The 3,023-nt window shown below is 54.2% G+C and carries 3 protein-coding genes; 2 read left to right on the top strand and 1 reads right to left on the bottom strand.

Annotation, left to right across the window (positions count from 1 at the left end; genetic code table 11):
• Nucleotides 1-57 precede the first annotated feature (57 nt).
• Nucleotides 58-1,086, bottom strand: coding sequence for an S-methyl-5-thioribose-1-phosphate isomerase (gene mtnA / locus J1785_RS01990; RefSeq protein WP_217218687.1), 1,029 nt, complete (start codon nucleotides 1,084-1,086; stop codon nucleotides 58-60).
• A 116-nt stretch (nucleotides 1,087-1,202) separates the two neighbouring features.
• Here mtnA and mtnK point away from each other — a divergent pair, with 116 nt between their 5' ends.
• Together mtnK and J1785_RS01980 are read left to right on the top strand one after the other, a co-directional pair.
• Nucleotides 1,203-2,402, top strand: a complete 1,200-nt coding sequence (mtnK, locus tag J1785_RS01985; RefSeq protein WP_217218686.1) for an S-methyl-5-thioribose kinase — start codon at nucleotides 1,203-1,205, stop codon at nucleotides 2,400-2,402.
• A gap of 95 nt (nucleotides 2,403-2,497) precedes the next feature.
• Nucleotides 2,498-2,968 carry a YehS family protein gene (locus J1785_RS01980; RefSeq protein ID WP_015696175.1) on the top strand — a complete coding sequence of 157 codons (471 nt, stop codon included), beginning with the start codon at nucleotides 2,498-2,500 and terminating at the stop codon, nucleotides 2,966-2,968.
• Nucleotides 2,969-3,023: the final 55 nt, after the last annotated feature.

Below are 3,023 nucleotides of genomic sequence, written 5' to 3'. Positions count from 1 at the left end.
CTTATCAGTAGCTTAAAAAAACAGCGCCCGCAGGCGCTGTATTGCAGGCAGGCTGTTTTAACCTAATGCCTGAAGGAAGATACCATCCTGTACCTGATCCGGTGTCACCACCCCCACATCCAGCACCCAGCCGCTGATCAATTCTGCCGGTGTGACATCAAATGCCGGGTTATAAACCTGCGCGTTGAACGGTGCCCATTGCACGGCCCCGAAACTGCCGGAAACGCCGGTGACTTCAGTCGCTGCCCGTTGTTCGATCGGGATGGCGGCACCGTTCCGGCACTGCGGATCATGTGTGGTATGCGGCGCGGCAACGTAGAACGGAATGCCGTGATATTTCGCCAGTACCGCCAGGCTGTAAGTGCCAATTTTGTTCGCGACATCGCCATTGGCGGCAATGCGGTCAGCGCCAACCCAGATAGCATCGACGCGTTTTTGTGCCATCAGGCTGGCGGCCATCGAATCACAAATCAGCTGATACGGAATGTTAAGTTCGCCAAGTTCCCAGGCAGTGAGGCGGCCGCCCTGTAACAGCGGACGGGTTTCATCCACCCATACCTGTTCCACATTGCCCTGTTCATGGGCACGGCGGATCACCCCGATGGCTGTGCCGATGCCTGCCGTTGCCAGACCGCCGGTGTTGCAATGGGTGAGCAGACGACTGCCGGGCGTCACCAGCGTCGCGCCGTGTGTGGCAATGCTGTCACATAATGCTTTGTCTTCATCCACCAGACGGAGAGCTTCTTCAGTCAGCGCTTTCACGTAATCCGCCTGCTGCAATGCAGCCTTCATGCGGTCAAGATTGTTCATCAGATTCACTGCCGTCGGCCGCGAGGCACGCAAGGTTTCCAGCGCGTGATGCAATTCATCCTGCGCCATGCCCTGTTCAGCCAGCAATGCCAGCAGCAGGCTGGCGGACAAACCAATCAGCGGCGCACCACGCACGCGCAGGGTCCGGATGTGATCCACCAGTTCACTGACGTCGCGGCATTCGCGCCAGTCTGAACGTTGCGGCAGAGCTTGCTGGTCGAGGATCCACAGCTGGTTTTCACGAATACGTAAACTGGTGGTTGTGAGGCTTTGCATTGTTGGTTAAATCCTTGTTGCCCGGTTGCATCTGTTCACTTATTCTGCCAACATGCTTCACGGATGTATAGACGTCTAAACGCTTTAAAGGCTAAAAAAGAATTCGAGAGGTCAGGATGTCACGTTACTACACCTTTACCGCCCAAGATGCCGTTGAATATGCCCGTCAGTTTGGTGGCGTGGCGGATCCGCAATCTCTGGTCACGGCCGATGAAATCGGTGACGGAAACCTGAACCTGGTGTTTAAGATCCGCGATACGGCGGGAAAAAGCCGGGTGATTGTGAAACAGGCTCTCCCTTATGTGCGGTGTGTGGGGGAATCCTGGCCGCTGACGTTAGATCGTGCGCGCATTGAAGCCGAAACCCTGATCATCCACGGTCAGTATTGCCCGCAGCACACGGTTAACGTGTTGCATCACGACGCTGAACTGGCCGTGATGGTGCAGGAAGATTTGTCGGATCATCATATCTGGCGCAGTGAACTGGTGCTGGGAAAACATTACCCGCAGGCAGCAACCCAGTTGGGCGAATATCTGGCTCAGACGCTGTTCCATACTTCCGATTTCTACCAGAATGCGCAGGCCAAAAAAGCCGAAGTCTCCCGTTTTACTAACCCTGAATTATGTCAGATCACCGAAGATCTGTTCTTCACCGATCCGTATGTTGATCATGAGCGCAATAATTTTGAGCCGGTATTGCAGCCGGCGGTGGAGGCGCTGCGTCAGGATAAACCGCTGCGTCTGGCCGTCGCCGCGCTGAAACACCGTTTCCTGAGCAAGGCGCAGGCGCTGCTGCATGGTGATATCCACAGCGGTTCGATTTTCGTTGCCGAAGGCAAACTGAAAGCCATCGACGCGGAGTTCGGTTATTACGGCCCGATGGGCTTTGATCCCGGTTCGGCTCTCGGCAACCTGCTACTGAACTATTGTGGTCTGCCGGGGCTGGTTGGGGTGCGTGAAGCGGCGGATGGCCGCGAGCAGCGCCTGCAAGATGTGCGCGAACTGTGGCTGAGTTTCTCAGCGCGTTTTCTGCAACTGGCGCGGGATAAATCCCAAGATCCGACGCTGGCGGAGCCGGGTTATGCAGAACTCTTCCTGCAGGAGGTCTGGCACGACGCGGTCGGTTACTGCGGCGCGGAGTTGATTCGCCGTACGGTCGGCCTGGCGCATGTTGCTGATCTCGATACCATTAAAGATGATGCCATGCGCGCTGATTGCCAGCGCCATGCGCTGAGCCTCGGGCAAAAACTGATCCTCACTGCGCAACAAATCGGCGATGTGGAGTCACTTATTGCACGGATCCGTCAGTTCAGCTAATCCTGTAAGTTTCTTGTATAATGCCCGCCTTCGAGGTGCGTAGGGGTAAACCCGGTGGCATTTCCTCGGTTTACTTTTAACAGGAATACAGAATTATGATGCATAACCATGTCTTACGCAGCGTGCGCTACATGTTGGATTTAAGTGAAGGCCAGCTGATCGAGATCCTTAAAACCACCGGTACGCCTGTCAGCCCCGACGTGATGTCGCGTTATCTGAAAAAAGAAGACGAAGAAGGTTACATGGAAGTGCCGGACGAAGTGATGGCAAACTTCCTTAATGGCCTGATCACTTTTAAACGCGGCAAAGACGATCGCTTCCCGGCACCGGAAGTGGAAAAACGCCTGACCAACAACATTATGCTGAAAAAGCTGCGTGTGGCGTTTGAGCTGAAAACCGAAGATATGATTTCTGTCCTGACCGCGGCTGATTTCAAAGTGTCTGAAGGCGAACTGAGCGCGTTCTTCCGTAAAGAAGGCCACAAAAATTACCGTCCGTGTGGCGATCAGGTGATGCGTTATTTCCTGAAAGGGCTGACGGCGAAAGTTCGTCCTAAAAAAGGCTAAGATATAAAATATTCGCCAGCTTAATATATCTGATGGTGTGTATTATAAATAATAA

Source organism: Rahnella perminowiae (assembly GCF_019049755.1).
Lineage (GTDB): Bacteria > Pseudomonadota > Gammaproteobacteria > Enterobacterales > Enterobacteriaceae > Rahnella > Rahnella perminowiae.
The sequence above is the reverse complement of the archived record's forward strand: the minus strand, read 5'-3'. Positions and strand labels throughout refer to the sequence as shown.

Bases quoted from the DNA above. Each gene is read 5' to 3' on its own strand.
- mtnK (WP_217218686.1), top strand. From the start codon at position 1,203: ATGTCACGTTACTACACCTTTACCGCCCAAGATGCCGTTGAATATGCC.
- J1785_RS01980 (WP_015696175.1), top strand. From the start codon at position 2,498: ATGATGCATAACCATGTCTTACGCAGCGTGCGCTACATGTTGGATTTA.
- mtnA (WP_217218687.1), bottom strand. From the start codon at position 1,086: ATGCAAAGCCTCACAACCACCAGTTTACGTATTCGTGAAAACCAGCTG.